Origin of the sequence: Streptomyces sp. NPDC048696 (genome assembly GCF_043198895.1) — a bacterium.
In the GTDB taxonomy this organism is placed as follows: Bacteria; Actinomycetota; Actinomycetes; order Streptomycetales; family Streptomycetaceae; genus Streptomyces.
In genome coordinates, this window is record NZ_JBICVJ010000028.1 from 38555 (window position 1) to 63617 (window position 25063).

The 25063-nt window shown below is 71.3% G+C and carries 27 protein-coding genes; 22 read left to right on the plus strand and 5 right to left on the minus strand.

What is annotated here, in order from left to right:
• Positions 1-11 precede the first annotated feature (11 nt).
• From cpaB to ACGFRG_RS34865, 13 genes are all read left to right on the plus strand, one after another.
• Complete coding sequence (gene cpaB / locus ACGFRG_RS34805; RefSeq protein ID WP_361422203.1) at positions 12-716, plus strand: Flp pilus assembly protein CpaB; 705 nt, start codon at positions 12-14, stop codon at positions 714-716.
• Positions 717-724: 8 nt separating this feature from the next.
• Positions 725-1963, plus strand: a complete 1239-nt coding sequence (locus ACGFRG_RS34810; RefSeq protein ID WP_361422206.1) for an AAA family ATPase — start codon at positions 725-727, stop codon at positions 1961-1963.
• A 55-nt stretch (positions 1964-2018) separates the two neighbouring features.
• Positions 2019-2396: a TadE/TadG family type IV pilus assembly protein gene (locus ACGFRG_RS34815; RefSeq protein ID WP_361422209.1), complete on the plus strand. Its 378-nt coding sequence runs from the start codon at positions 2019-2021 to the stop codon at positions 2394-2396.
• Positions 2393-2884 (plus strand): TadE/TadG family type IV pilus assembly protein, encoded by a 492-nt coding sequence (locus ACGFRG_RS34820; RefSeq protein WP_361422212.1) that lies wholly within the window; start codon positions 2393-2395, stop codon positions 2882-2884. Before ACGFRG_RS34815 ends, ACGFRG_RS34820 begins: the two co-directional genes overlap by 4 nt.
• A 17-nt stretch (positions 2885-2901) precedes the next feature.
• Entirely contained in the window at positions 2902-4239 is a 1338-nt protein-coding gene (locus ACGFRG_RS34825) for a CpaF family protein (RefSeq protein ID WP_361422215.1), read from the plus strand.
• Positions 4240-4247: 8 nt separating this feature from the next.
• Positions 4248-5186, plus strand: a complete 939-nt coding sequence (locus ACGFRG_RS34830) for a type II secretion system F family protein (RefSeq protein WP_393270523.1) — start codon at positions 4248-4250, stop codon at positions 5184-5186.
• An 88-nt stretch (positions 5187-5274) separates the two neighbouring features.
• Positions 5275-6162 (plus strand): DUF5936 domain-containing protein, encoded by an 888-nt coding sequence (locus ACGFRG_RS34835; protein ID WP_361422221.1) that lies wholly within the window; start codon positions 5275-5277, stop codon positions 6160-6162.
• A 10-nt stretch (positions 6163-6172) separates the two neighbouring features.
• Entirely contained in the window at positions 6173-7396 is a 1224-nt protein-coding gene (locus ACGFRG_RS34840) for a sensor histidine kinase (RefSeq protein ID WP_393270526.1), read from the plus strand.
• A gap of 8 nt (positions 7397-7404) precedes the next feature.
• Positions 7405-8175 carry a response regulator gene (locus ACGFRG_RS34845; protein ID WP_393270528.1) on the plus strand — a complete coding sequence of 257 codons (771 nt, stop codon included), beginning with the start codon at positions 7405-7407 and terminating at the stop codon, positions 8173-8175.
• Between the two features lie 216 nt (positions 8176-8391).
• Positions 8392-8622 carry a hypothetical protein gene (locus ACGFRG_RS34850; protein ID WP_393270531.1) on the plus strand — a complete coding sequence of 77 codons (231 nt, stop codon included), beginning with the start codon at positions 8392-8394 and terminating at the stop codon, positions 8620-8622.
• A complete protein-coding gene (locus tag ACGFRG_RS34855; RefSeq protein WP_393270553.1) occupies positions 8619-9338 on the plus strand; it encodes a pilus assembly protein TadG-related protein in 720 nt (239 codons plus the stop codon). Before ACGFRG_RS34850 ends, ACGFRG_RS34855 begins: the two co-directional genes overlap by 4 nt.
• 63 nt (positions 9339-9401) lie before the next feature.
• Positions 9402-9959, plus strand: coding sequence for a hypothetical protein (locus ACGFRG_RS34860; protein ID WP_393270534.1), 558 nt, complete (start codon positions 9402-9404; stop codon positions 9957-9959).
• Between the two features lie 8 nt (positions 9960-9967).
• On the plus strand, positions 9968-10621 hold the full coding sequence (locus tag ACGFRG_RS34865) for an OmpA family protein (protein ID WP_361422236.1): 654 nt from the start codon (positions 9968-9970) through the stop codon (positions 10619-10621).
• Between the two features lie 194 nt (positions 10622-10815).
• On the opposite strand, the gene ACGFRG_RS34870 is transcribed toward ACGFRG_RS34865, so the two are convergent.
• Both ACGFRG_RS34870 and ACGFRG_RS34875 read right to left on the minus strand, forming a co-directional pair.
• Positions 10816-11220 carry a VOC family protein gene (locus ACGFRG_RS34870; RefSeq protein ID WP_361422239.1) on the minus strand — a complete coding sequence of 135 codons (405 nt, stop codon included), beginning with the start codon at positions 11218-11220 and terminating at the stop codon, positions 10816-10818.
• Between the two features lie 130 nt (positions 11221-11350).
• Complete coding sequence (locus ACGFRG_RS34875) at positions 11351-11713, minus strand: DUF192 domain-containing protein (protein ID WP_361422242.1); 363 nt, start codon at positions 11711-11713, stop codon at positions 11351-11353.
• A 357-nt stretch (positions 11714-12070) separates the two neighbouring features.
• Between ACGFRG_RS34875 and ACGFRG_RS34880 the strand changes: the two genes are divergently transcribed.
• From ACGFRG_RS34880 to ACGFRG_RS34895, 4 genes are all read left to right on the plus strand, one after another.
• On the plus strand, positions 12071-12805 hold the full coding sequence (locus ACGFRG_RS34880; protein WP_393270539.1) for a prepilin peptidase: 735 nt from the start codon (positions 12071-12073) through the stop codon (positions 12803-12805).
• A 104-nt stretch (positions 12806-12909) separates the two neighbouring features.
• Entirely contained in the window at positions 12910-13704 is a 795-nt protein-coding gene (locus tag ACGFRG_RS34885) for a methyltransferase domain-containing protein (RefSeq protein ID WP_361422245.1), read from the plus strand.
• A 199-nt stretch (positions 13705-13903) separates the two neighbouring features.
• The gene (locus ACGFRG_RS34890; protein WP_361422248.1) at positions 13904-15370 is read left to right on the plus strand and encodes a DUF2079 domain-containing protein; all 1467 of its coding nucleotides are present in this window, start codon (positions 13904-13906) and stop codon (positions 15368-15370) included.
• Positions 15371-15414: 44 nt separating this feature from the next.
• Entirely contained in the window at positions 15415-15801 is a 387-nt protein-coding gene (locus ACGFRG_RS34895; protein WP_393270544.1) for a winged helix-turn-helix transcriptional regulator, read from the plus strand.
• 245 nt (positions 15802-16046) lie between these two features.
• On the opposite strand, the gene mgrA is transcribed toward ACGFRG_RS34895, so the two are convergent.
• Positions 16047-17090 carry an L-glyceraldehyde 3-phosphate reductase gene (gene mgrA, locus ACGFRG_RS34900; RefSeq protein WP_361422254.1) on the minus strand — a complete coding sequence of 348 codons (1044 nt, stop codon included), beginning with the start codon at positions 17088-17090 and terminating at the stop codon, positions 16047-16049.
• A gap of 146 nt (positions 17091-17236) precedes the next feature.
• Between mgrA and ACGFRG_RS34905 the strand changes: the two genes are divergently transcribed.
• From ACGFRG_RS34905 to ACGFRG_RS34920, 4 genes are all read left to right on the plus strand, one after another.
• A complete protein-coding gene (locus ACGFRG_RS34905; RefSeq protein ID WP_188276137.1) occupies positions 17237-17998 on the plus strand; it encodes an isoprenyl transferase in 762 nt (253 codons plus the stop codon).
• 276 nt (positions 17999-18274) lie between these two features.
• Positions 18275-19597 (plus strand): PhoH family protein, encoded by a 1323-nt coding sequence (locus ACGFRG_RS34910; protein WP_361422257.1) that lies wholly within the window; start codon positions 18275-18277, stop codon positions 19595-19597.
• A 367-nt stretch (positions 19598-19964) separates the two neighbouring features.
• Positions 19965-20654 (plus strand): transglycosylase SLT domain-containing protein, encoded by a 690-nt coding sequence (locus ACGFRG_RS34915; RefSeq protein ID WP_361422260.1) that lies wholly within the window; start codon positions 19965-19967, stop codon positions 20652-20654.
• Positions 20655-20820: 166 nt separating this feature from the next.
• Positions 20821-22368 carry an AI-2E family transporter gene (locus ACGFRG_RS34920; RefSeq protein WP_361422263.1) on the plus strand — a complete coding sequence of 516 codons (1548 nt, stop codon included), beginning with the start codon at positions 20821-20823 and terminating at the stop codon, positions 22366-22368.
• Between the two features lie 214 nt (positions 22369-22582).
• On the opposite strand, the gene ACGFRG_RS34925 is transcribed toward ACGFRG_RS34920, so the two are convergent.
• Positions 22583-23116, minus strand: coding sequence for an alkyl hydroperoxide reductase (locus ACGFRG_RS34925; protein WP_361422266.1), 534 nt, complete (start codon positions 23114-23116; stop codon positions 22583-22585).
• A 17-nt stretch (positions 23117-23133) separates the two neighbouring features.
• Positions 23134-23688: a peroxiredoxin gene (locus tag ACGFRG_RS34930; protein ID WP_361422269.1), complete on the minus strand. Its 555-nt coding sequence runs from the start codon at positions 23686-23688 to the stop codon at positions 23134-23136.
• 185 nt (positions 23689-23873) lie between these two features.
• Here ACGFRG_RS34930 and ACGFRG_RS34935 point away from each other — a divergent pair, with 185 nt between their 5' ends.
• Positions 23874-24869 carry a LysR substrate-binding domain-containing protein gene (locus ACGFRG_RS34935; protein WP_361422836.1) on the plus strand — a complete coding sequence of 332 codons (996 nt, stop codon included), beginning with the start codon at positions 23874-23876 and terminating at the stop codon, positions 24867-24869.
• The last annotated feature ends 194 nt before the right edge of the window (positions 24870-25063 follow it).

Here is a 25063-nt window from a genome sequence, read left to right on the forward strand (position 1 = left end):
TCGTACGGTCAATGAACTCCCGTCAGCGCCGTGGCGTCATCCTTCTCCTGGTCTCGGTCCTGTGCGCCATCGGCGCGCTCGGCGGGGTCATCTCGGTGATCGACGACGCGAACGCGAAGGTCGGCCCCGAGGTGACGGCGTACCGGGTGAAGTCCGACGTGGCGCCCTACACGGAGCTGAAGGACAGCCAGTTCGAGCAGACGAAGATGCCGAAGAAGTGGCTCTCCGGCAACGCGGTCACCGATCTCTCCGCGATCCACGGGAGGATCGCCGTCACCCAGCTCAAGGCCGGTTCGCTGCTCCAGTCCGACATGATCGTCCAACGCCCGCAGCTCCAGCCGGGCGAACAGGAGATCGCGATCATGATCGACGCGGCCACCGGGGTGGCCGGCAAGATCGAGGCGGGCTCCTCGGTGAACATCTTCGCCACCTTCGCGGCGGGCAAGCAGGGCGACACCCCCCAGTCGAAGATCATCGTCTCCGGCGCCAAAGTCCTCGACGTCGGCAAGCTGACCTCGCTCGACCCCAATCGCGACGACCGGAACAAGAGCACCGAGGTGGTCCCGATCACCTTCGCCCTGAACACCCTCGACGCCCAGCGCGTCGCGTACGCGGAGTCCTTCGCCCAGCACGTACGGCTCGCGCTGGTGGCGCCCGGCGGCGACTCCACGGTCCGGCCGGGCGACCGTACGTACCGCCTCGAAAAGGACCAGTGAGGTAGCGGATGACCACCAGGATCCTCCCGGCCGTCGGCGACGCCGACGCCGCCCGGTCCGTCACCACCCTGCTCAGCCAGCTCCCGGACGCCGAGCCCGCGACACCCGTCGGCGACTCCACCCAGCTCCTGGACACCCTCGCCCGGCTCGCCGGGGAGTCGCTGGACGAGCTGCCCGAGGTGGTCCTCGTGCACGAGCGGATCGGCCCGGTCCCGGCGCTCGACCTCGTCCGCGAGGTCGCGCTGCGCTTCCCGGCCGTCGGCGTCGTCCTGATCACCGCCGACGCGGGGCCGGGCCTGTTCGCCGCCGCCATGGACTCCGGCGCGCGCGGCCTGGTCACCCTGCCGCTGCACTACGAGGAGCTGGTCAGCCGGGTGCAGGTGGCGGCCCAGTGGTCGGTCGGCGTGCGCCGCCATCTGGGCGGCGCGGGCGAAGTCCTCAGCGGGCCCGGCGGTACCGTCGTGACGGTCACCGGCGCCAAGGGCGGCGTCGGCACCACCGTCACCGCCGTCCAACTGGCGCTCGCGGCACGGGCGTCGGGGCACAGCACCGCGCTGGTCGACATGGACCTCCAGGCCGGGGACGTGGCCTCCTACCTCGACGTGCAGTTCCGCCGCTCGGTCGCCGACCTCGCGGCCATCACCGACATCTCGCCGAGGGTCCTCCAGGACGCCCTGTTCACCCACCCCAGCGGCGTCGCCCTGCTGCTCGCCCCGGCCGACGGCGAGCGCGCCGAGGAGGTCACCGACCGCGCGGCCCGCCAGATCCTCTCCGCCCTGCGCAACCGCCACGACGTGGTGATCGCCGACTGCGGCACCCAGATGAACGGCGCCAACGCGGCCGCCGTGGAGATGGCGGACATCGCGCTGCTCGTCACCACCCCGGACGTGGTGTCCGTACGGGCGGCGAAGCGGATCGTACGGATGTGGGACCGGCTCCAGATCCGCAAGGCCGAGGAGACCACGACGGTCGTCAACCGGCACACGCGCACCACCGAGATACAGCCCGATCTGATCCGGAAGGTCACCGGCACCCGGATCACCCGGACGTCCGTACCGGCGAACTTCAAGGAGCTGCAAGCCGTCGTCGACTCCGGGCGGCTGCACGACCTCGACGCCAAGTCCACGGTCAAGCAGGCGCTGTGGACGCTCGCGGGCGAGCTCGGCCTGGTCAAGGCAGCGGCGGGCGCCTCCCCGGAGAAGAGCGGCCGGGGCGCGCTCGTGCTGCGGCGGCGGGCGCACGGATGAGCCGGGGGCGGGGATGAGCCCGCGCGCACGGAGCCGGGGCATACGGACGCGGCGCATGCGAGCGCGGGCCGAGCGGGACCGGGGCCAGGTCGTGGTCGAGTTCACCGGGATGGTGCCGATCATCCTGGTGACGCTCGCCGCGATCTGGCAACTGGTGCTCACCGGCTACACGTTCACGGTCGCGGGCAACGTCGCGGACCAGGGGGCGCGGGCCGGGGCGGCGAAGGACGGCGGGGCGGGCGCGTGCGCGACGGCGGTGACGAAGGCCGTGCCCGACGGGTGGAGCGCCGATACGGACTGCTCCGGGGGAGGCGACCCCGATGTCTTCACGGCCAACGTCGGGCTGAAGGTGCCGGTGCTGTTCCCGGGCGCGCTGAACTTCGGGTTCACGGTGCACGGGCACGCCGGGGCGGCCCGGGAGGGGACACCGTGAGGCGCGGCGACCACGACGGCGGCGGGCCGGTCGTGCCCGGCGGCGGTGGTGACCGGGACAGCCGCCGCACCCGTGCCCGTGGTGACCGGGACAGCCGCCGCACCCGCAGGGGTCGCGGCACCCGCCGCCCCCGGGGCGACCGGGGCGCGGCCGCCGTCGAGTATCTGGGCTTCCTGCCGCTGCTCCTGCTGGTCGCGCTCGCCGGTGTCCAGCTGGGCATCGCGGCGTACGCGGCCCAGCAGGCGGGCACGGCGGCCCGGGCGGCCGCGCGCACCGCCGCGCAGCACGAGCGCGCCGCCGGATACGTACAGGCGGCGAAGGCGGCCATGAGCGGCTGGGTCGGCAAGGACAGCGACATCAGCGCGGCGGGCTGCCCCGGCGACACGGTCACGGCCAAGGTCACCGTCCCCATCCCGTCCGTCTTCCTCGTCGGCCACTTCGGCCCCGTCACCAAGACCGCCACCATGCCCTGCGACGACCGGAACTGACCGAGGAGGCACGCCAGATGAGCCTGCGGGCCCGTATCACCGCCCCCGAGGAGACCCGGGGGAGCGAGGGCGACGCCCATCTCGTCGCCACCTACCGGGGCAAGCTCCTGGAGGAGATCGACCTCGCGGAGATGTCGTCGCTGGCGGCCGCCGAGCGCCGGGCGCGGCTCGAACGCGTCCTCGGCCACATCCTCAGCCGCGAGGGCCCGGTCCTGTCGACCGGCGAGCGGGCCCAGCTGATCCGCCGGGTCGTCGACGAGGCGCTGGGCCTGGGCGTACTGGAACCGCTGCTCGAAGACGCCTCCGTCACCGAGATCATGGTCAACGGCCCGGACCACATCTACGTCGAGCGCGGCGGCCGGGTCGAGCGGCTGCCCATGCGGTTCGCCTCGCACGAGCAGCTGATGCAGACCATCGAGCGGATCGTGTCGACCGTCAACCGCCGGGTCGACGAGTCCAACCCGATGGTGGACGCCCGGCTGCCGTCCGGCGAGCGCGTCAACGTGATCATCCCGCCGCTCTCGCTCACCGGCGCCACCCTCACCATCCGCCGCTTCCCGCGCTCCTTCACGCTGCCCGAGCTGATCGGCTTCGGCTCGCTCGACCAGCCCATGCTGCTGCTGCTCGCCGGGCTGATCCAGGCCAAGTTCAACGTGATCGTCTCGGGCGCCACCGGCACCGGCAAGACGACCCTGCTCAACGCCCTGTCCGGGCTGATCCCCGAACACGAGCGGATCATCACCATCGAGGACTCCGCCGAACTCCAGCTCCAGCAGTCCCATGTGATCCGCCTGGAGGCCCGCCCGGCGAACGTCGAGGGCAAGGGGCACATCTCGATCCGCGACCTGGTGCGCAACTCGCTGCGCATGCGCCCCGACCGGATCGTGGTCGGCGAGGTGCGCGGCGGCGAGTCGCTCGACATGCTCCAGGCGATGTCCACCGGCCACGACGGCTCGCTCGCCACCGTCCACGCCAACAGCGCCGAGGACGCGCTGATGCGGCTCCAGACCCTCGCCTCCATGTCCGAGATCAAGATCCCGTTCGAGGCGCTGCACGACCAGATCAACTCGGCGGTCGACGTCCTGGTCCAGCTCACCCGGCACGCCGACGGCTCCCGCCGGGTCACCGAGATCGCCCTGCTCGACTCGCACGGCCGCGACCCCTACCGGCTCGCCACCGTCGCCCGGTTCGCCGCCCGCCCGATGGGCGCCGACGGGCGGGTGCACGGCGAGTTCCAGTACTTCCCGATCCCGCGCCGCGTCGCCGACCGCCTCTACCTCGCCGGGCAGCCCGTCCCGCAGGCGTTCGGCATCGCGTCCTTCGACGAACAGCTCGCCACCCGAGAGGCAAGGTAAGCAGCGCCATGGACGGACTCGCCCAGCTGACGATCGGGGGCACGCTGCTCGCCTGCGCGGCGGCCGCCGCCGGCGCGCACGCGTACGCCACGGGCCGCGCCCAGCGCCGCGCCCTGGTCGAACGCCTCTCCGCCGCGGGCGAGCCGCCCCCCGCCGGGCGCCGCCGCCGGTTCGCCGCCGTGGACCGCAGGCTGCGCCGTACGAACCTGGGCAAGCGCATCGAGCGCAAGCTCGCGGTGACCGGCCTGAACGTGACACCCGGCGAGTACGCCGTCTACGTACTCGCGGCGGTGGTGGGCCTGTGGATCGTGGCGGCCTCCGTCCTCGCCTCCTTCTTCGGCCCGCTCGCGGCGCTCGCGGGCCTGTGGGCGGCCAACACCTTCCTCACCTGGCAGCGCACCCGGCGCACCGAGGCGTTCATCAACCAGCTCCCCGAGATCTCCCGCGTGATCGCCAACGCCACCCAGGCCGGACTCGCCCTGCGCACCGCGATCGCGATGGCGGCGGACGAGCTGGAGGCCCCGGCGGGCGACGAACTGAAGGCGGTGGCCGACCAGTTGGCGGTGGGCCGCACCCTGGACGACGCGCTGGACGAGCTGGCCCGCAGGCTCCCGTCCCGCGAACTGGTCGTCCTGGTCTCGACGCTGATCCTCTCCAACCGGGCGGGCGGCGCGGTCGTCAACTCGCTGCGCAACCTCACCACCACCCTGGAGGAGCGCAAGGAGACCCGCCGCGAGGTGCGCACCCAGCTGTCCCAGGTGAACACCACGGCGTACGCGGTCCCGGCGATCGGGGTCGGCGCGATGCTGCTGGTCAACCAGATCGCGCCGGGCTCGCTCGCCAAGATGACCGGCACGTTCCTCGGTCAGGCCGCCGTCGTCGTCGCCCTCGGCCTCTACGCCCTCGGCTTCGTGGCGATCCGCCGTATCTCGAAGATCGACGTCTGAGGACCACGGAGGAGCCGGACATGGAGTCGGGGACGGAGCCGGACATGGAGTCGGCGATGGAGTGGGACATGGACATCAGGAGCCGGGCATGGAACTGATCCTCGGACTGGTCCTGGCGCTCAGCGTCCTGGGCGCCTTCCAGGGCGTACGGATGTACCGCGCCGAGACCAAGCTCCCCACCGACCTGCGGCTCGCTCTGGAGGTCGGCGCCACCCGCACCACCCGCACCGGCGGCGCCATCGACCGCCTCGGCATCCGCTACGCGCCGTTCGTCCTGCGCCTGATGGGCCCCAGGCGGGTCAACGAGAAGCGCCGCAGGATCGACATGGCGGGCAACCCCGGGGGCCTGACCATCGACCGGTACGCGGCCCGGCGCGCGGTGTACGGGGCGCTGGGCGCGGTCGGCGCGGTGGTGATGCTGACCGGTGGCAACTACCTGCTGGCCGTGCTCATGCTCGCCTTCGCCTACTACTGGGTCGAGGTCGGCATCTGGGTCGCCGTGCGCCAGCGCCGCGACGACATCGAGCGCACCCTGCCGGACTTCCTCGACGTCCTGGCCGTGGTCGTCTCGGCCGGACTGGGCTTTCGCCAGGCGCTGGAGCGGGTCGCCGAGAAGTACGAGGGCCCCTGGGCCGACGAAGTGCGCATCGCCCTGCGCCAGATGGACATGGGCGTGAGCCGCCGCCAGGCCTTCGACGATCTGCGCCGGCGCAACGACTCCGAGCAGGTCGCGATGTTCGTCACCGCGCTCCAGCAGGGCGAGGAGCTGGGCGCGCCCATCGTGGACACCCTGATAGCGATCGCCACCGACATGCGCCGCACCGACGCCCAGAACGCCCGCCGCAAGGCCGCCAAGGCGGTGCCGAAGGCGACGCTGATGGTCACCACGTTCATGGTGCCCGCCACCATGATCCTGATGGCGTCGGCGATGCTCCTCGGGTCGGACGCCGACCTCGGCTCACTGACCGGGAAGTGAGGCGGCGGCCATGCCCGACACGACCGAGGTCTCCCTCCAGCTGAACGCCTTGCAGGCGCTGTGCAGACAGGTGTTCCTGTTCAGGCTGGCGATGATAGGGCTGGCGACCCCCTTCGCCCTGACCAACACGGCGGCGGGCGGCCCGACTTGGCTGGTGTCGGGGGCGGTCCTGATCACCTTCATGGGCTCGTACGCGCTCTACCGCGACTGGGAGCGCTTCGGCCCCCTGCTCCTGCGCCACCCGTCCCTGCTCGCCGTGGACACGGTCTTCGGCGCGCTGCTCCTGTTCACGGCGACCCCCGACTCGACCCTGGCGTACGTGGTGGTCTGCACCCCGCTGCTCGCCGGTCTGGTGTACGGGTGGCGGGGCGCGGGAGTCTTCGCCGGGCTCCAGTGCGTGATCCTGGCGCTGGCGTACATGGCCGAGCGCCGCTACCACGAGGCCGTCCCCTCCTCGCTCCTGCTGCCCGGCTTCTGCGTCCTGTCCGGGGCGGCCGGGGTGGGTCTGGGCGGCCTGCTGCTGCGGTTCGGCGAGGCGTCCCGGGCCCTCGCCCGGACCCGCGAGCGGCTGGCGGTGGAGGAGGAACGGGCGTATCTGGCCCGGGAATTGCACGACTCGGTGGCGAAGACGCTGCACGGCGTCGCACTCGCCGCCGAGGGCCTGGCCACGGCCGCCTCGGCCGAGGACCCGTCGGCGGTCCGCCGCCGCGCCCTCCTTGTCGCCCGCTCGGCCCGCCGGGCGGCGGCTCAGTCGCGCGAACTCCTGGCGGACCTGCGGCGAGAGAAGGACGAGGGCGGCGGAATCGACGTGATGCGTGAACTGTCGGCGCGGGTCCGGGAGTTCGCCCTGCGCAGCGAGGACATCTGGTTCACGTACCAGCCGCTCGACGGTTCCCCGACGCTGCCGCCCGTACCGCACCCGATCGCGCGCCAGCTGCTCACGATCACGGCGGAGGCCCTGGAGAACGCCCACCGCCACGCGGGCCCGTCCCGGGTCGACGTGTCGGCGGGGGTGGTCGGCGATCTGTTCCGGATCAGCGTGTACGACGACGGGCGCGGCCTGCCGCCGGGCACGACCCTCGAAGGGCTCAGGCGGGCGGGCCACTTCGGGGTGGTCGGCATGGTCGAGCGGGCGGCGGGCCTGGGCGCGCGGATCCGCATCGGCCGGGGCGAGGCGGCGCGGGGCACGGAGGTCCGCCTCGACCTGCCGCTGACGGCGCTGACGGCGGGCTGAGCACGGTGATGAGCGACGGGAGGAGGCCCGGCATGCGGGTGGTGGTGGCGGACGACAACCCGGTCGTACGGGCCGGGCTCACCGCGCTGCTGTGCGGTCGCGACGGCATGGAGGTGGTCGCGGAGGCGGCGGACGGGGGTGCGGCGTACGAGGCGGCGGTACGGCATCGGCCGGACGTGGTCCTGCTCGATGTGCGTATGCCGGGTGTGGACGGACTGACGGCCCTGCCCCGCCTGGTGCGGGTGGCGCCGGTGCTGATGCTGACGTACAGCGGGGAGAGCGCGACCGTACGCGAGGCGCTGCGGCTGGGCGCGGGCGGCTATCTGGTGCACGGCGAGTTCACCGTGGAGCAACTGGTGGGAGCGGTACGGGACATCACGGCGGGGCGGTCACGGTTCACGGAGACGGCGGCGAGGGCGCTGGCGGAGCCGGGGATGGCGTCGGGAAGTGTCATGGACCCGTTCGTTTCGTTAAATCCGAACGAAGAGGCTTCGCGGATGCAACCGGATGTGGGACAGTCGTTCGCGAGACTCCGGAGGCAAACTCCGGCCCGCACCAGGGGACTTGGCGAGCACCTGCTGAGCAGGAGGGAGGTGGAGGTGATGGAGCTGATCGCGGTGGGCATGAGCAATCGGCAGATCGCCGACGCCTGCTTCATCAGCGAGAAGACGGTGAAGAACCACATCAACCGGATCTTCGCGAAGCTGCACAGCAACAGCCGCACCCAGGCGGTCGCGACGTGGCTGGGCACGCGGGCGGGGCAGGGGGTGGCGGGATGAGGCGATCGCGATGGCGGCAACGGGCGCTCCGGCCCCGGAAGCCCTCCCGACTCGCCCGGCGGACGACGGCGTCGGCCCCACGGCCTCGAACCCTGCCCGAACTCGCCCGCCGGGCGCGGAATTGGGCCCTGGGACCCTGTGCCCCCACCGGAACCCCCCGGTACGGTGCCGCTGTCGAATGCGGCACCGCCGTCGAACCCGGAGGGGACCCCCGCCATGAACGACAAACTCCTCAAGCCCGCGACCGCCGCCAGGACCCGGGTTCACGGCTGGCTGAACACCACGGCCGAGGCCCTGCGACGCCGGGGGGACCGGGGGCAGGGGGCGGTGGAGTACATGGGGATCATCATCGTGGTGGTGGCGATCATTCTGGTGCTTACGCAGACGAATTTCGGCACGGCCATCGCGCAGAAGATCACCGCCGCGATCAACAAGATCAACCCCTGACGACACGTCCGTCCCGTACATCCCCCACATCCCGTACGTCCCGTCGCCCCCGAGGCGACCGCGGGCAGGCCTTCCCCCTCTACATCACGGCGGTGGCGGGCCTGCTCTTTCTCGCGTTCGCCTACTTCGCGGTGGGTCAGGCGGCGGTGAAGCGCAACGAGGCCCAGACGGCGGCGGACGCGGCGGCGCTCGCGGCCGCGCAGGACTTCCGGGACCAGTTGCGCAAGGGGATGCTCGCCACCTTCGACCTCGTCCGCTGGCAGCAGCTGCTCGACGGCGACCGGGGCGGGCTGCTCCCGCACGACTCCTGCGGGGCGGCACACGACCTCGCGGGGCGCAACGACGCCACGGTCGATCCGGACGGCTGCAACCTCTCTTTCACACCCGAGCCCACTTACCAGGTCGCCGTGCGGACCAACAAGACGGCGGGCAGCTCGGTCATCGCCGCCACGAGCGACCACAAGGGCGCCGCGAAGGCGACCGCCGTGGTCGTACCGCGCTGCCGCCTCCAGGATGGCCAGCCGGGCCAGTCGCCTGAGCCGACGCCGACGGTGACAGCGACCCCCGGGGAGTCGCCCGCGCCGGGCGGCCCCGGGGGCGATGCGAAGACGTACCGACTCGTCTGCGACAAGCGGGACTTCGATGTCGACCCGGCACACCTCGATCTGCTGCCCAAGGCGTCCGACCTGTTCTCCGTCCAGCTGGCCAAGAAGTAAGCGAAGGAAGAAGCGAGGGACCGACTGATGGATAGGGCCAAGAACAGAGCGTGGGGGAGAGGCGTGGCCGCCGCGACGGCCGCTGCCGCCCTGGCTCTCACCTTGACCGCCTGCGGCGGGGACGGCGGCGGCGACAAGAAGGCGGACGACAAGACGTCCACCCCTGCGGCCGCGTCCGGCGGGAAGTCCCAGTCCCAGAGCAACGCGCCCACGACGCAGAGCAACGAGGTGCTGGCGACCGTCACGGGCGGCGACGGCATCCAGATCGTGGTCAACAGCGCGAAGCGCGACACGGGCGGCTTCGTCACCGTCGAGGGTGTGGTGGCGAACAACTCGTCGCAGGGGTTCACGGCCCCCGGCTGGCAGGGCAGCGAGCAGGAGTTGCGGGACAACGGGGCGTCGATGGCGGGCGCGTCACTGGTGGACAAGACGGGCAAGAAGCGGTACTTGATCCTGCGCGACACCGACGGCCGCTGCCTGTGCACGCGCTTCCCGACCGGCCTGACGGCAGGCCAGAAAATCCCCTTCTACGCCCAGTTCCCCGCACCCCCCGCCAACGTCACCGAAGTCGACTTCCAGCTCCCCACCATGCCCACCGCCACCATCAAGATCTCCGGCTGAGGCACACGATGCGGGATCTCAGAAGTCAGGCGTACGCGCAAACGCCACGCACCCGTAAGCTCGCGGCGGCGGTCGCCGTCGGGGCGCTCGGGGCGCTGCTGTTCGCGGGGACGGGCCCGGCCTTCGCCGACGACCCGAACCCCACCGCCGTACCGTCCGCGTCCCCGCCCGTACGGGTCGACGCGAACGCGCCCGGCCTCAAGCTCTCCGACGGAGCCACGCTCGCGGCGCCCAGGGTCGTCGACATCAAGTCGGTCGTCGAGGACATGGGCGGCGAGGAACGCCGCTCCGACACCAACGCCGACATCTCCTTCGCGCTCCAGGCCGAAGTCCTCTTCGGCAAGGACAGCGCGGCGCTCTCGCCCGAGGCGACCGGCCGTATCCAGGCGATCGCGGACGAGATCAAGAAGCAGAAGGCCACGAACGTCCGGGTGTTCGGCTTCACCGACAACCTCGGTACGCACGAACACGGCGTCACGCTGTCCAAGCAGCGGGCCGACGCGGTGCAGGGCGTGCTGTCGCAGGCGGTCGGCGGGGGATCGGTCACGTTCGACATCCGGGGTTACGCGGAGGACTACCCGATCGCCGACAACTCCTCGGAGGACGGCCGCCGCAAGAACCGCCGCGTGGAGGTCTCGTTCCCGCGCGGGGCGACCCCGTAGGCCGCCGCGCGGTGGAGAGGGTGGGCCCGGCCGGCCGGGTGGAGGTGCGGTCGGCCGGGCCCCGTATGCGCGCGGGCCCCCGTCAACGTCCGCAGCTGTGACGCTCCCGCGCACCACACAGACTGCCGGGGGCGGGCGGCGCGTGGCTTGGAAAAAAGCGCACGCGCCGCGCACTGGTACGACCCCGGGGATCGCTAGGAGCCGCTGACCTCGCGGCCGCCGCCACCGTACGGGCGGGTGATCAGCTCCATGGCGTGACCGGAGGGGTCGAGGAAGTAGACGCCCCGGCCGCCGTCGTTGTGGTTGATCTCGTTCGGGCGTTTCATGTACGGGTCCGCGAAGTACCGCACGCCCGCCTGCTTGATCTTCTCGAAGCCGACGTCGAACTCGTCCTCGGAGATGAGGAACGCGTAGTGCTGCGGCACGATCTTGTCCGGGTCGCCGGTGGCGAAGTCCAGGGTCACGCCGTTGGCCGTCTCGACGGGGACGAACGGTCCCCACTCGTCGCCGACCCGCAGCCCCAGGATGTCCGCCAGGAACTCGGCGGAAGCCCGGTTGTCCCGGGAATGGATGATGGTGTGATTCAACTCGACTGACACGGTGGAATGCCTCCAACGGGCATCTCACGGGCACCTCCACGCTCACCCGGCCGGTGACCAACGCGCGATGCCGTCCCGTGATCGTAGGCAGCCGCGAGCGGGGCTCGCAAGGACGGTTCCCGGCCGTGTGTCAGGCCCTGGGGCGTACGTATAGCTGCACGCCGGGCCGGATCCCCCACCCTTCCATGGCTCCCGCCTCCGCCTCCAGGATGTGGCGGGCGCGCAGGCGGGGGGCGGTGAGGCGGTTGGGGGGGACGGTGTGGACCGCGATGACGCGGAGCGTGCGGTCGAGGTAGGCGACGTCGATGGCGAACCGCATACGGAAGGTGTGTACGGAGGCGGCGGGGGTGAGGAGGATGGCGCCGTCGATCCCGGTCCGGCCCAGGAGGCCGCGGGTGCGGGCGCGGTAGGAGGCGGCGACGATGAGCGGCACGGCGTGGCTGCCGCCGCCCTCGACCCCCAACTCCCCATCCCCATCCGCCCATCGAGCCATGGGCTCAGGCTATAGGCCCCCACCCCGCCCCTTCCCCGAAAGCCTCCGGCGGTTGTCGGTCGGCTACGGCCCGGTGGGGGCTGGTCGCGCAGTTCCCCGCGCCCCTGAAGGAGGGCCCGAAGGGCCCATCTAAGGGGCGCGGGGAACTGCGCGAGCAACCCAGCACGGTCCGCAGAAGAAAACGGGGTCCGGGGGCGAAGCCCCAGGGGTGCAGGGGCGGAGCCCCGCAAGAGGGTTCCGGGGGCGGAGCCCCCGAGGGGTGCAGGGGCGGAGCCCCGCCAGGGGTCCGGGGGCGTAGCCCCCGGGAAAGCCTCCTTCACCCCCACCCACCCCCGGAGGGTTTAGGGAAGGGGCGGGGTGGGGGAGCTGACCGGGGTGCGTCTGCTGCTCGTCCTCCTCGCCGCCGGCTACGGCCTGGCCCTCGGCCGGCTGCTCCCGCGCGCCGCGTACCGGCTCGCCGTGGAGCCGGACGAGCCCTGGCGCGCCGAGTGCCCCGCCGGGCACCCTTTCACGGGCTGGCTGGGCGGCCCACCGTGCCGCACCACCAGCACGGCCACCGCGACCGCGACCGTCACCGCCACCACCTCCGCCGCCCTCGCCGCCACCACCGGCCCGCACCCCGAACTCGCCGTCTGGCTGCTCCTCATCCCGCCCGCCGTCCTCCTCGCCGCCGTCGACACGCGTGTCAAGCGGCTGCCGGACGTCCTCACCGTCCCCCTCGCGGCGGGCGCCGCCGCCCTCCTCGGGGCCGCCGCGCTCGTCCCGGACCACGCCGGGTCCTGGCGCCACGCCCTCCTCGGCGGACTCGCGCTCGGCGGCGCGTACTTCACCCTCTTCCTCGTCAACCCCGGCGGCCTCGGCTTCGGCGACGTGAAGCTCGCCGTGGGCCTGGGCACGGTGCTCGGGTGGTACGGCTGGGTGACCCTGTTCACCGGCGCTTTCGCCGGATTCCTGCTCGGTGGCGGCTACGGCCTCGCCCTCGTCGTCGTACGCCGGGCGGGCCGCAAGGACGCCATCCCGTTCGGCCCCTTCATGCTCGGCGGCGCGTTCCTCGGCCTGCTCATCGGCTCTCTCGCCGCGCAGGGCGCGTAAGCGCTGAGGCGTGGTGTCGCGCGCCGGGCGAGCCGCGAAAGCAGTCATCGCGTTCGGCCTCCTCCTCGGCCGTCCGGCCGCACAAGGCGCGTAGGGTCCGAGATATGGCGCATACCATCCGGAACCACAACAACCGCACCTTCGAAGAGCTGATCGCCGAGGCGGAGGCCGCCCCCGTGGACGGCTGGGACTTCTCGTGGCTGGACGGCCGGGCCACCGAGGAGCGGCCGTCCTGGGGGTACGCCCAGGCCATGGCCGCGCGCTGGGCCCGGGCGACCGCCGCCCTGGACGTGCAGACCGGCGGCGGCGAGGTGCTGGCCGCCGCGCCGCAGCTCCCGCCGCTCGCCGTCGCGACCGAGGGGTGGCCGCCGAACGTCGCCCGCGCGACCGCCCTGCTGCACCCGCGCGGCGTCGCGGTGGTGGCCGACGCCGACGAGCCGCCGCTGCCGTTCGGGGACGGCGCGTTCGACCTGGTGACCAGCAGGCACCCGGTGAAGACGTGGTGGTCGGAGATCGCCCGGGTGCTCACCCCCGGCGGCACCTTCTTCTCCCAACAGGTCGGACCCGCCAGCGTGTTCGAGCTGGTCGAGTACTTCCTCGGGCCGCAGTCCGCCGACGTACGCGGCCGGCGCGACCCGGGCCGGGCCCGCACCGAGGCCGAGGCGGCCGGGCTTCAGGTCGCCGATCTGCGACTGGAGAAGCTGCGTACGGAGTTCCACGACATCGGGGCCGTCGTGTACTTCCTGCGCAAGGTCGTGTGGATGGTGCCGGGTTTCACCGTCGAGGAGCACCGGGACCGGCTCAAGGCGCTGGACGAGCAGATCCGCACCGAAGGCCCCTTCGTCGCGCACACGACACGGTTCCTCATCGAGGCCAGGAAGCCTCTGCGTTCCTTCTGACCGGCTCTGAGCGGACGGGTGGAAGTCCATCGCGGTACCGCGTGCCTCAAGGGGCGCGGGGAACTGCGCGACCAGCCACGCACGGTCCGCGGTCAAAGAGCCGCGTATTCCAGCGGAGCGCTTAGCATCCGGCCATATGGAACGGATGCGGACAATTGTCAGCGAAGTGGAAGCCGCCGTGCGGCGGACCGTACCCGTCGTGCCCCTGCGCGCGCGTGCGCCGCGGGTCCGGGCGGGGCGGCCCGCCCTGCTGTGGTGGGGGTGGGCCGCCGCGCTCTTCCTGCTCTACGCCGCCGTCGGCGCCCGCCGCCAGGCCCTGATCCGTACCACCGGCTACGACCTCGGCATCTTCGAGCAGGCGGTGAAGCAGTACGCCCAACTCCGCGCCCCGATCGCCCCGTTGCGCGGCGACGGATTCAACCTCCTCGGGGATCACTTCCACCCCGTGCTCGCCGTCCTCGCGCCTGCCTACCGGCTCGCCCCCTCCCCGTACACCCTGCTCTTCGCACAGGCCGCGCTGCTCGCCGTCGCCGTCGTGCCGCTCGCCCGCCGGGCGCACCAGGCGCTGGGCCGCCGCGCCGCCCACGTCATCGCCTTCGGATACGGGCTGAGCTGGGGCATCGCCTCGGCCGTCGCCTTCGACTTCCATGAGGTGTGTTTCGCGGTCCCGCTGATCTCGTACGCCCTGGAGGCGCTGGCGATGCGCAGGTGGCGGCTCGCCGTGGCGTGGGCCGCGCCGCTGCTCCTGGTCAAGGAGGACCTGGGGCTGACCCTCGCCGCGATCGGCGGGTACATCGCCTGGCAGGGGCGGCGCCGGCTCGGGCTCGCGACCGCCGCCGCCGGACTCCTGGGCAGCGCCCTGGAGTTCAAGGTGCTGATGCCGTTCTTCAGCCCGGCCGGCACCTACGCCCACGCCGCCAACCTGGAGCCCGGCCACGGCTCGCTGCTCACCACCCTCGCCCTCGCCCCGCTCGACGCGGTGCGCCCGGAGGTGAAGGCCACCACCCTCGTGCTGGTCTTCGCGCCCGCCGCCCTCATCGCCCTGCGCTCACCGCTCGCCTGGCTCGCCGTGCCCACGCTCGGCTGGCGGATGCTGTCGCAGAACCCGTTCCACTGGGGCACCTCGTTCCACTACACGGCCGTGCTGATGCCGATCGTCTTCGCCGCCCTGACCGACGCGCTCGCCCCCTACCGGCGCTCCGGCGACCCGCTGGCCCGCCGCCATGTGCGCGCCTCGCTCGCCACCACCCTCGCCGTCACGGCCGTCCTGCTGCCGTCCTTCCCACTGGCCCAGCTCGCCCACCGCTCCACCTGGCGCTCCACCGCGCACGTCGCCGCCGCCCGCGACCTGCTGCGCCGCATCCCCGACGGCGCGACCGTCGCCGCCTCCAACCGCCTCGTCCCGCAGCTCACTTCGCGTACGGACGTGGTGCTCTTCCCGACCTACCCCGTCCACTGGCGGCTCTACGACACCGGCGCGCCCGTGCCCCCGCCGAGCGCCCAGTGGATCGTGTACGACCGGGTGCCCGCGGAGTCCTGGCCCTACCCGCCGGGCTACTGGCCGTATCCCAAGGAGCGCCAGGAGGCCGAGCTGATCAAGGCGGAGCAGGCGTACGGCTACCGGGTCGTCGCCCAGCGGGAGGGAATCACCCTGCTCAGGCGTTGAGAGCACGGACCTGAAGTACGTACATGGGGAGAGGGAGCTCGGTCATGACCAGGCACAGCAAGGGCGGGATCAGCTACAACTGCGGGCTCGACGCCGCGGTCGACGTCGTCGGCGGGAAGTGGAAGCCGCTGATCCTGTGGGCGCTGCACGCCGGCACGCACCGCTTCGGCGAGCTCAGGCGTCAGGTGGGCGGGGTCACCGAGAAGGTGCTCATCCAGCAGCTGCGCGAGCTGGAGGCGGACGGGATCGTCCACCGCGAGGTCTACCGGGAGGTGCCGCCCCGGGTGGAGTACTCGTTGACCGCGCAGGGTGAGGCCCTGAACACGGCACTCGCACCATTGGGTGAGTGGGGTGAAGCACATATGGACCGCATTCTGGATCTCAAGATCCAGCAGCGCGGCCCGGCCGAGGCGGCGCCGGTGCACCCCTGACCTGCACGGTCAAAGAAGCGTTCGGCCACCGGGTACCCCTTGGAGGGTATCCGGTGGGCGGTCCGTCGCAGTGTCCCGGCGGTTTCGGAGCGTAATTCCGGCACGCCGTGGGCCCCACCATCACTTACGAAGGGTTATGGTGGAAACCCCCCCTCGGGCCGGTCCGTATCCCCCCCACGGACCGGCCCGTTTTTTTGTGCCCCGGTTTCTGTGCGCGCGCCGTGAGTTGGCGATCACCGAAGTGATCAGCCGCGCCCGGCCCAGATGTTGGTGCCCGCGGTGTCCACGGCGAAGGTGTCGATCTCCTTCAACTCCTCGGCGGTGAGCGGCGGTCCGGCGAGCGCCGCCACGTTCTCCTCCAGCTGCCGCACACTGGACGCGCCGATCAGCGCGGAGGTCATCCGGGGGTCGCGCAGCACCCAGGAGATCGCCAGCTGGGCCAGCGACTGGCCGCGCCGGGCGGCGATGCCGTTCAGCCCGTTGAGCCGCCGCACCACCTCGTCGCTGAGCAGGTTCGGGTCGAGCGACTTGCCCTGGGTGGCCCGGGAGCCCTCCGGGATGCCCTTGAGGTACTTGTCGGTGAGCAGGCCCTGCGCCAGCGGCACGAAGGAGATGCAGCCCATCCCGGCTGTCTCCAGCGTGTCGAGCAGGCCGTCGTCCTCGGTCCAGCGGTTGATCATGGAGTACGACGGCTGGTGGATCAGGGCCGGCACCCCCATCTCGCGCAGCAGCCGCGCCGCCTGGTCCGTCTGCTCGCTGTTGTACGACGACACACCCACGTACAGCGCCTTGCCCTGCTGGACGGCGGACGCCAGCGCGCCCATCGTCTCCTCAAGGGGGGTGTGCGGGTCGAAGCGGTGCGAGTAGAAGATGTCGACGTAGTCGAGGCCCATCCGGCCGAGCGAGGCGTCCAGCGACGACAGCAGGTACTTGCGCGAGCCCCACTCGCCGTACGGGCCGGGGTGCATCTCGTAGCCCGCCTTGGTGGAGATGATCAGCTCGTCCCGGTATGCCCGGAAGTCCTGGCCGAAAATCTTCCCGAAGTTCAGCTCGGCGGAGCCGGGCGGGGGGCCGTAGTTGTTGGCCAGATCGAAGTGGGTGACGCCCAGGTCGAAGGCGCGGCGCAGGATCGCGCGCTGGGTGTTCAGCGCCCGGTCGTCGCCGAAGTTGTGCCACAGGCCGAGGGAGAGCGCGGGCAGCTTCAGGCCGCTGCGGCCGGTCCGCCGGTACTCCATGGAGTCGTACCGGTCGGTGGCGGCGAGGTAGTTCAGGGGGAGGGATTCAGTCACGTTTCCCTGCTTATCACGGACTTGTGACCGACCGAGTTGGGCCGCTGTGACCCGTCCGCAGTACTGTGCCTTCCCTGGGGCAGGCCGGCGGCGGGCCGTATACGGCGCCGCGGCGGCCCCCGGAAGGCAACGAGAGGGTGGAATCGGTGAACTTGCGCGACCTGGTGTACGGGCTCTACGCACGCCGGGTGGAAGGACGCCTCGACCACGACCAGGTGCCCAAGCACATCGGCGTCATCCTGGACGGCAACCGGCGCTGGGCCAAGGCGTCCGGCGGCAGCCCCGAGCAGGGGCACCAGGCGGGTGCCAGCAAGATCCACGAGCTGCTCGGCTGGTGTGCCGAGACGGACGTCGAGGTCGTGACGCTCTGGATGCTGTCCACGGACAACCTGGACCGGCCGGACAACGAGCTGGTCCCGCTCCTCGGCATCATCGAGGGCGTGGTGCGCGATCTGGCGGCGGACGGCCGCTGGCGCGTCAACCACGTCGGCACGATGGACCTGCTGCCCGGGCGCACCCAGTCGGTGCTCAAGGAGGCCGAGCAGGCCACCCACGACGTCGGCGGCATACTCGTCAACGTCGCCGTCGGCTACGGCGGCCGCCAGGAGATCGCGGACGCGGTCCGCTCCCTGATCCTCGACGCCGCGTCCAAGGGGACGAGCTTCGAGGAACTGGCCGAAATCGTCGACGTCGACCACATCTCGGAGCACCTGTACACGCGCGGCCAGCCCGACCCGGACCTGGTGATCCGCACCAGCGGCGAACAGCGCCTGTCCGGCTTCATGCTGTGGCAGTCCGCTCACTCCGAGTACTACTTCTGTGAAGTCTTCTGGCCCGCGTTCCGCAAGGTGGACTTCCTGCGTGCGCTGCGCGACTACGCGGCGCGCCACCGGCGTTACGGAACCTGACCGGAGCCGACCGGTCCTGACCTGGGGTCAACCCGTTTGGTCCCCACCAAGCGCATATGCCCGTGCATGGCTGCGCTTGTTCGAGGGAATACCACTCCCAGTTGAGCGGCTCGAAATGGCCACTCACCCGGGAGGCCCTTTGCACCACGACGCACGTGCGCTGAGCACGGACGGAGCGGAGGGCCGGAGCTCGGCCCGCGCACCGCGGCCACAGCCCGGCCCCCACCCCCGCGACGCCGTCGCACCCCGACCTCTTCTGAGGGGGTACGTCCTTCCGTGGTGACCAGCACGAAGCGCCGCATGCCCGACCGGCGCACCTACGTCCTCGACACCAGCGTCCTGCTGGCCGACCCCAGCGCCATGACCCGGTTCGACGAGCACGAAGTGGTGCTCCCGATCGTCGTGGTCACGGAACTGGAGGCCAAGAGGCACCATCCGGAACTCGGCTATTTCGCCCGTCAGGCCCTGCGCCTGCTCGACGACTTCCGGGTCCGGTACGGACGCCTCGACGCCCCCATCCCGCTGGGCGACCTCGGCGGCACGCTCCGCGTCGAGCTCAACCATTCCGATCCCGGCGTGCTGCCCGCCGGCTACAGGTTGGGGGACAACGACTCAAGGATCCTCGCCGTCGCCCGCAATCTCCAGGCCGAGGGGTACGACGTCACCGTCGTCTCCAAGGACCTGCCGCTGCGGATCAAGGCGTCGTCGGTCGGCCTGCTCGCCGAGGAGTACCGGGCGGAACTGGCCATCACCGACTCGGGCTTCACCGGAATGTCCGAACTGTCGCTCTCGGGCGAGCAGGTGGACCTTCTCTTCGAGGAGGAGACGCTGTACGTGCCGGAGGCCGCCGACCTCCCGGTGCACAACGGCCTGGTGCTCCAGTCCGAGCGCGGCAAGGCGCTCGGCCGGGTCACCGCCGACGGCAACGTCCGTCTGGTGCGCGGCGACCGGGAGGCGTTCGGTCTGCGCGGCCGCAGCGCCGAGCAGCGCGTCGCGCTCGACCTGCTGCTCGACCCCGAGGTCGGCATCGTGTCGATGGGCGGCCGGGCCGGCACCGGCAAGTCCGCGCTCGCGCTCTGCGCGGGCCTGGAGGCCGTCCTGGAGCGCCGCCAGCACAAGAAGGTGATGGTCTTCCGCCCGCTGTACGCGGTGGGCGGGCAGGAGCTCGGCTATCTGCCCGGCTCCGAGGCCGAGAAGATGGGCCCATGGGCGCAGGCGGTCTTCGACACCCTGTCGGCGGTCACCACGCGCGAGGTGATCGAGGAGGTGACGTCGCGCGGCATGCTGGAGGTCCTGCCGCTCACCCACATCCGCGGCCGCTCCCTGCACGACGCGTTCGTGATCGTGGACGAGGCCCAGTCGCTCGAACGGAACGTCCTGCTGACCGTGTTGTCCCGAATCGGGGCGAACTCACGCGTGGTGCTCACGCATGACGTGGCCCAGCGGGACAACCTCCGGGTCGGGCGGTACGACGGCGTGGTGGCCGTCGTGGAGAAGCTGAAGGGCCACCCGCTCTTCGCGCACGTCACCCTGACCCGCTCCGAGCGGTCCCAGATCGCCGCACTGGTGACCGAAATGCTGGAGGACGGCCAGATCTGATCCTGTACGTCCCAATTGGCGCCGCCCGCGAAGCTGTTGAGCTTAGCCGGGCGGCGCCTCTTCGTGTGAGGGATTCGGCAAAACACCCGGGTGGCAGGGGATGTGAGGTTTCACACCCGGTGAATAATTGCCTTGCGGCGCCGCTCTCCGGCAGAGTCTTGCATCCGTCAGGCCCCGCATACGGCACACCTGTACCTCGTAACTCAATAGCGTCGCCGTATGCCGCCCGAGCACCACGCGGCGCTCCCGCAAGGGAGTTGCCCACCGGGTCAGTTCCTCCCGTGACCTGAGCAGTTGGGAGGAGAGAGCCAGGGGCACGATTGCGTCCGTCAGGTCACCAGTGCGGGCGCTGCTGGAAGGAAACCGTGTGAGCCGGATCTCGGTCCGGGGATTCGCGGTGGCGTCAGCCACTGCGGTCACCACTGTCGGCGCCGTCGTCGGTGTTGCCTCGGGCGCGCCTCAGACCGCTTCGAACGACAACGTCGAGGCGACCGCTGCCGACACGACGCTTCTTGCGGACATCCCCGCGGGCCAGCAGGCCCAGGTGCAGACCGCGTCCCTGACGCAGCAGGCGGACGCCCAGTCGGCCCAGGCCAGCGCCGCGGCGAAGAAGTCCGCCGAGGAGGCCGCACGCCTCCAGGCCGCCAAGGACGCCAAGTCCAAGAAGGAATCGGCGGACGAGAAGGCCAAGGCGCGCGAGCAGGAGCAGGTCGCCAGCCGCTCCGCGACCCGCGACCCGTCGTCGTTCCCCGTCCAGAGCTCGTACACGGTGGACCAGGTCAAGGCGATCGCACGGCAGATCGTGCCCGCCGACCAGTTCCAGTGCTTCAGCAACATCGTGAACAACGAGTCGACCTGGAACTACCTGGCGGTCAATTCGAGCTCCGGCGCGTACGGCCTGGTCCAGGCGCTCCCCGGCTCGAAGATGTCGTCCGTCGGCTCGGACTGGCGGACCAACCCGGCCACCCAGATCAAGTGGGGCCTGAACTACATGAACTCCAGCTACCACAGCCCGTGTGGTGCCTGGTCGTTCTGGCAGGCCAACAGCTGGTACTAGGCGGCCGCGCGCGAGGTTCCGGTCACGATCGTTACCTCGTGTACGTCAACCTTTCGAAGCCCCTCACCGTCCTTCGGTGAGGGGCTTCGCCCGTGTACGGTCAGGCGGGACGACTCCAGGGGGAGTGGTGGGGAGAATCGCCGGGGGAAAGGGAAGCGGCGGCATCATGTCGAAAGTGCCGGGACTGCTCGGAGCGCTGGGCGCCAGTCTCACGAGGATGGGACAACGCCTGGACGAGCGCCGGGCGGAGACCGAGGCGCGCGAGGACGCGGACGCGTCCGATACGAGCGTGTCCGGTGTGTCCGCTTCCGGAGTCCCCACGTCCGCCGCTCCCGTGTCCGATGTGACCGTGTCCGCCACGCCCGCGTCCGCCGTCCCGGAGGCGGCTGTTCCGGCCGAGGCGCCGGTCGTCGCCGCCGGGGTGTCGGCCGTCGTCTCCCGGGCCGCGGTCGACGACGTGGCCGCCCGGGCCGCGACACCCACACCGGCCGGCGCCGTCCCCGCGGCCTCCTCGAACGGGGCCGCGCCCGGACGGCCGGTCCCCGAGCACGTCCCGGCGCCGCCCGCCTACGCCCCCGCCGTGGCCCCTCGCCCCGACCCCGTGGCCGCCGTGCCGTGGGGGATGCGGGTCTCCGCCGAGATCGGCTGGCGGCTGCTGGTGCTCGCGGGGACGCTGTGGGTGCTGATGCGGGTGATCAGTGCCGTACGGCTGGTGGTCCTGGCGTTCGTGGCCGCGCTGTTCATCACCGCGCTGCTCCAGCCGACGGTGTCCCGTCTGAAGCGGATGGGTCTGCCGCGCGGTCTGGCGACCGCCGTGACCGCGATCTCCGGCTTCATCGTGATGGGCCTGCTCGGCTGGTTCGTGGTCTGGCAGGTCATGGACAACCTGGACCTGCTCTCCCTCAAGGTCAGAGCGGGTATCGAGGAGCTCAAACGCTGGCTGCTCAACAGCCCGTTCCATGTGACCGAGGACCAGATCAACCAGGTCGCCAAGAACCTCAGCGACACGATCGGCCACAACACCAACGAGATAACCTCGGCGGGCCTCCAGGGCGTGACCGTCCTGGTGGAAGTCCTCACCGGCATCCTGCTCGCGATGTTCTCGACGCTGTTCCTGCTCTACGACGGCCCGCGCATCTGGCAGTGGGTGCTGCACCTGGTCCCGGCCCAGGCCCGGGAGGGTGTGGCCGGAGCGGGTCCGCGCGCCTGGCGCACGCTCACCGCGTATGTGCGGGGCACGGTGATAGTGGCGATGATCGACGCGATCTTCATCGGCCTCGGCATCTACTTCCTGCACGTTCCGATGGCCGTACCGCTCTCCGTCTTCATCTTCCTGTTCGCCTTCATCCCGCTGGTCGGCGCGGTCATCTCGGGCGCGCTCGCGGTGGTGGTCGCCCTGGTCACCGAGGGCGTGTTCACGGCCGTGATGGTGCTGGTCGTGGTGCTGCTCGTGCAGCAGATAGAGGGCCATGTGCTCCAGCCCTTCATCCTGGGCCGCGCGGTACGGGTCCACCCGCTGGCGGTCGTCCTCTCGGTGGCCGCGGGCGGCCTGATCGGCGGCATCGGCGGCTCGGTGGTGGCGGTCCCGCTGGTCGCGGTGACGAACACGGTGGTGGGCTATCTGCGGGCGTACGCGAAGGAGAACGCGCTGCGCAGTGCGGCGCCGCTGTCGCCGGAGCCAGTACCGGATGCGGCTACGACACCGGCGGAGTAGGTGCTCTGTCGGCTGCGGACCGTGCTGGGTCGCTCGCGCAGTTCCCCGCGCCCCTAAATGCGGGCATCACGTAGCTCGCTTGCACGCAAAGGGCCCCGCCGACGGTGATGTCGGCGGGGCCCTTTGCGTACGTACGGTGCTACGTGGTGCCGCTTTTTAAGGGGCGCGGGGAACTGCGCGACCAGCCAGTGACGGCCCGCAGTCAAACACGTACCTACTCGGCCAGCACCGCTTCCGCGTCCAGGGTGACGCCCACCGCCTGGATGACCGAGGCGATCTTGACGGCCTCCTGGATCGTCTCGCGGGAGACGTCCGCCTTGCGGAGCACCTGCTCGTGCGAGTCGAGGCACTGCCCGCAGCCGTTGACCGCGGAGACGGCCAGCGACCACAGCTCGAAGTCGATCTTCTCCACACCCGGGTTGCCGATGACGTTCATCCGCAGACCCGCGCGCAGCGTCCCGTACTCCGGGTCGGAGAGCAGGTGGCGCGTGCGGTAGAAGACGTTGTTCATCGCCATGATCGCCGCGGCGGCCTTGGCGGCGGTGTACGCCTCGGCGGAGAGGTTGGCCTTGGCCTCGGGCTCCAGCTCGCGCAGGACCTTCGGCGAGCGCGAGGCGATCGCGCAGGCCAGGACCGTGCCCCAGAGCTGCTGGGCCGGGAGCTCGCTGTTCCCGATCACCGAGCCGAGGTTCAGCTTGAGGTCCTTGGCGTAGTCCGGCAGGGCGGACTTGAGTTCGTCGAGAGCCATGTCAGGTCAGCTCCCGCTCACTCGCCCGAGAGGAGCTTGACCGGGTCCAGGGTGTCGTCGCCCTTGGACCAGTTGCACGGGCACAGCTCGTCGGTCTGCAGGGCGTCGAGGACCCGCAGGACCTCCTTGGGGTTACGGCCGACGGAACCGGCGGTCACCATGGAGAACTGGATCTCGTTGTTCTGGTCGACGATGAAGACGGCGCGCTTGGCGAAGCCGTCCTCGCCCTCGATGCCGAGGTCGCGCATGAGCTCGTGCTTCGAGTCGGCCATCATCGGGAAGGGCAGGTCACGCAGGTCGGCGTGGTCCTTGCGCCAGGCGTGGTGGACGAACTCGGAGTCGCCGGAGAAGCCGAGGACCTGGGCGTCACGGTCGGCGAACTCCTCGTTCAGCTTGCCGAACGCGGCGATCTCGGTCGGGCACACGAAGGTGAAGTCCTTGGGCCACGCGAAGACGATCTTCCACTTGCCCTCGTAGGTCTTGTGGTTGATCTGCTCGAACTCCTGGCCGCTCTCCAGTGAGACGCAGGCGGTCAGGTCGAACTCGGGGAACTTGTCACCGACAGTGAGCACGCGCACTCCTTGCGATCGGGAAGGGTCCCTTTTGGGGTCTTCCCTGGGGGTTGGACGGATTACGGATGGTGTCACAGGAGGCATTGATCAGTGAAATAGCTAGACTCGGTCATCGTGATCGGAGGTGGTTATCAGTGGCCGTAAGTAATGGTGTGGGCGGCGGTGGCGCGGCCGGTGGGGGCGCGGTGGGCGGGGCCCATCGGGTGCGGGCCGTGGCCAGGCCCGTCAAGCAGCCGAGCCTCGCGCAGCTGCGGGCGTTCGCGGCCGTGGCCGAGCATCTGCACTTCCGGGACGCGGCGGCCGCGATCGGGATGAGCCAGCCCGCGCTGTCCGGTGCCGTCTCCGCCCTGGAGGAGACGCTCGGGGTGCAGCTCCTGGAGCGTACGACCCGGCGGGTGCTGCTCTCGCCGGCCGGGGAGCGGCTTGCGGTCCGGGCGCAGGTGGTCCTGGACGCGGTGGGTGAGCTCCTGGAGGAGGCCGAGGCGGTACGGGCCCCGTTCACCGGGGTGCTGCGGCTCGGGGTGATTCCGACGGTGGCGCCGTATCTGCTGCCGACCGTGCTGCGGCTGGTGCGCGACCGGTATCCCTCGCTCGACCTCCAGGTCCACGAGGAGCAGACGGCGTCGCTGCTCGACGGTCTTGCGGCGGGGCGGCTGGACGTGCTGCTGCTCGCGGTGCCGCTGGGGGTGCCCGGGGTCACCGAACTCCCCCTCTTCGACGAGGACTTCGTGCTCGTGATGCCGCGCGAGCACTGGCTGGGCGGGCGCGTCGACGTGCCGCGCGAGGCGTTGCGCGAGCTGGATCTGCTGCTGCTCGACGAGGGGCACTGCCTGCGGGACCAGGCGCTGGACATCTGCCGGGAGGCGGGGCGGGAGGAGGGGGCGGCGGTCACCACCACGGCGGCGGGTCTTTCCACGCTGGTCCAGCTGGTGGCCGGGGGGTTGGGGGTGACGCTGCTGCCGCGTACTGCCGTGGAGGTGGAGACGGGTCGCAACGACCGCCTGGCGACGGGGTACTTCGCGGACCCCGCGCCGTCGCGTCGCGTCGCCCTCGCGGTCCGTACGGGTACGGCGCGCGGGGAGGAGTTCGAGGAGTTCGCGGGTGCGCTACGGGTTGCGATGCGCACCCTCCCGGTGAGAACCCCCACCCCGCGCAACCCTCCGGGGGCGGGCGGGGGTTGAGGCGGTCTCCCGGGGACGGGGCCCCCGGACCCCTTTGCGGGGGCTGCGCCCCCTGCACCGCGGTTCGTCTGCGGACCGTGCTGGGTTGCTCGCGCAGTTCCCATCCACCCGCAGGCGAAGCACCCGGCCGCCCGCCAAGGGCTTTCGGGAAGGGGCGGGGTGGGGAAAACCGCCGACCGGCCCCCACCGGGCCG

Excerpts from the sequence above, each read along its gene's own strand:
- cpaB (WP_361422203.1), top strand. The coding sequence starts at position 12 with ATGAACTCCCGTCAGCGCCGTGGCGTCATCCTTCTCCTGGTCTCGGTC.
- ACGFRG_RS34810 (WP_361422206.1), top strand. The coding sequence starts at position 725 with ATGACCACCAGGATCCTCCCGGCCGTCGGCGACGCCGACGCCGCCCGG.
- ACGFRG_RS34815 (WP_361422209.1), top strand. The coding sequence starts at position 2,019 with ATGCGAGCGCGGGCCGAGCGGGACCGGGGCCAGGTCGTGGTCGAGTTC.
- ACGFRG_RS34825 (WP_361422215.1), top strand. The coding sequence starts at position 2,902 with ATGAGCCTGCGGGCCCGTATCACCGCCCCCGAGGAGACCCGGGGGAGC.
- ACGFRG_RS34830 (WP_393270523.1), top strand. The coding sequence starts at position 4,248 with ATGGACGGACTCGCCCAGCTGACGATCGGGGGCACGCTGCTCGCCTGC.
- ACGFRG_RS34835 (WP_361422221.1), top strand. The coding sequence starts at position 5,275 with ATGGAACTGATCCTCGGACTGGTCCTGGCGCTCAGCGTCCTGGGCGCC.
- ACGFRG_RS34840 (WP_393270526.1), top strand. The coding sequence starts at position 6,173 with ATGCCCGACACGACCGAGGTCTCCCTCCAGCTGAACGCCTTGCAGGCG.
- ACGFRG_RS34845 (WP_393270528.1), top strand. The coding sequence starts at position 7,405 with ATGAGCGACGGGAGGAGGCCCGGCATGCGGGTGGTGGTGGCGGACGAC.
- ACGFRG_RS34850 (WP_393270531.1), top strand. The coding sequence starts at position 8,392 with ATGAACGACAAACTCCTCAAGCCCGCGACCGCCGCCAGGACCCGGGTT.
- ACGFRG_RS34865 (WP_361422236.1), top strand. The coding sequence starts at position 9,968 with ATGCGGGATCTCAGAAGTCAGGCGTACGCGCAAACGCCACGCACCCGT.
- ACGFRG_RS34875 (WP_361422242.1), bottom strand. The coding sequence starts at position 11,713 with ATGGCTCGATGGGCGGATGGGGATGGGGAGTTGGGGGTCGAGGGCGGC.
- ACGFRG_RS34885 (WP_361422245.1), top strand. The coding sequence starts at position 12,910 with ATGGCGCATACCATCCGGAACCACAACAACCGCACCTTCGAAGAGCTG.
- ACGFRG_RS34895 (WP_393270544.1), top strand. The coding sequence starts at position 15,415 with ATGACCAGGCACAGCAAGGGCGGGATCAGCTACAACTGCGGGCTCGAC.
- ACGFRG_RS34920 (WP_361422263.1), top strand. The coding sequence starts at position 20,821 with ATGTCGAAAGTGCCGGGACTGCTCGGAGCGCTGGGCGCCAGTCTCACG.
- ACGFRG_RS34925 (WP_361422266.1), bottom strand. The coding sequence starts at position 23,116 with ATGGCTCTCGACGAACTCAAGTCCGCCCTGCCGGACTACGCCAAGGAC.